Below are 1,317 nucleotides of genomic sequence, written 5' to 3' on the forward strand. Positions count from 1 at the left end.
TCTAACCAACGACGAATTGTCCGAGTGGAAACACCCATCTGATTAGCTAAAAATTGCTGGTCGCAGACCACTGCACCGCATGTAGGATCTATGTGTTCAGCGAAAAATGAGTAAAGACCTATAGCGGCAGCACCCTGTTTGTCTCTCACAAGCTCTCTAATGCGTTGCCAGCCCTTTGGGTATGTCTGGGTGAAGTTGCTATTCTTTTTCGCCTCCTCGTGCTCTTTAGACGCCCTCCTGTCGATTTCCTGTATTTCTTTCTGCCTTAGCTTTGCTTGATGTTCTGAAGCTACGATCATCTTTATCCCTCGGTGTCTTTTTGATAGGACATTTTTGTCCCATCATAGGACGTGATATGTCCTATGTCCAGCCACATGCGGACACCAGCTGTGTCCTCACGTGCGGACACCAGCTGTGTCCTATCAGAAAAAAGCAATCTTATAAAAATCAATTACTTGTTATTTATCTCTATTCTCTTCTATGAAAACCAACAGACAACACCGAAATTCAAGGTAGCTCCCTCCCTCCGGTCGGGCATTTTGAGGGTCAGGGTTCGCCATAGGCGACCGCTTTAGCGGCTTGACCTTGACGATCAAAATGCCCATTTAACCTTGTATCTGGTGATGGCTCGCATAGTGAGCCATCACCATGACTGACGGTTTTTAGGGGTTTCGGGGCAAAGCCCCGAACCAGTCACTCCGCTAGCGGAGTGTATACTGGCTGATTAGTGCTTATCTTTAGGGTATATCTCTCGGTAAATCGTGATGATGCTTCCAATTAAGCCGATGATTGTGATGATTGTTGAAGTGATCATGATGACCTCCTTGTCGGTAAAGTTTCTGTATTACATTCCTGGTTAAGTCCTTTTGGTCCCAAAGGAATGCGGCACATTACAAAAGTGATGTGCTGTTTTATTTATCAATGGGATTTAATGCTTAAAGGACTGCTTATCATGGGGATGGCTCGCTGTGGCGAACCATCCCCCTTTTCGAGGGTGGGGGTCGTTCCGAGCCGTCAAGAGTCGCTTCGCTACTGCTCTTGACTGCTCTCCTCTCCAGAAAACATAGCCATTATTCGGCGTTTTATTTCTCCATCTTTGTTTACTAACGTCTTGGTAACAAAGGCTGAGTAGTCTTTTGATGTGTTATATCCCTTCCAGACTTCGTGAGGGTCTAAAGCGTAAGCACATACCTTTCCAGCAACTGGTATTCTTACCAGGGCACCCTTCTCCTCCAAATAATCTAACCAACGACGAATTGTCCGAGTGGAAACACCCATCTGATTAGCTAAAAATTGCTGGTCGCAGACCACTGCACC

At 46.1% G+C, this 1,317-nt stretch carries 1 protein-coding gene and 1 pseudogene; both read right to left on the reverse strand.

Annotation, left to right across the window (positions count from 1 at the left end; translation table 11 throughout):
* A pseudogene (locus QMN93_RS25900) lies at positions 1-299 on the reverse strand (helix-turn-helix domain-containing protein); the annotation flags it as partial.
* A 730-nt stretch (positions 300-1,029) separates the two neighbouring features.
* The coding region (locus QMN93_RS25905) for a helix-turn-helix domain-containing protein (RefSeq protein WP_323630745.1) at positions 1,030-1,317 on the reverse strand (288 nt) is incomplete at its 5' end.

It is taken from the genome of Enterobacter sp. R-1.6.2, from assembly GCF_035064085.1.
GTDB lineage: Bacteria > Pseudomonadota > Gammaproteobacteria > Enterobacterales > Enterobacteriaceae > Enterobacter > Enterobacter asburiae_B.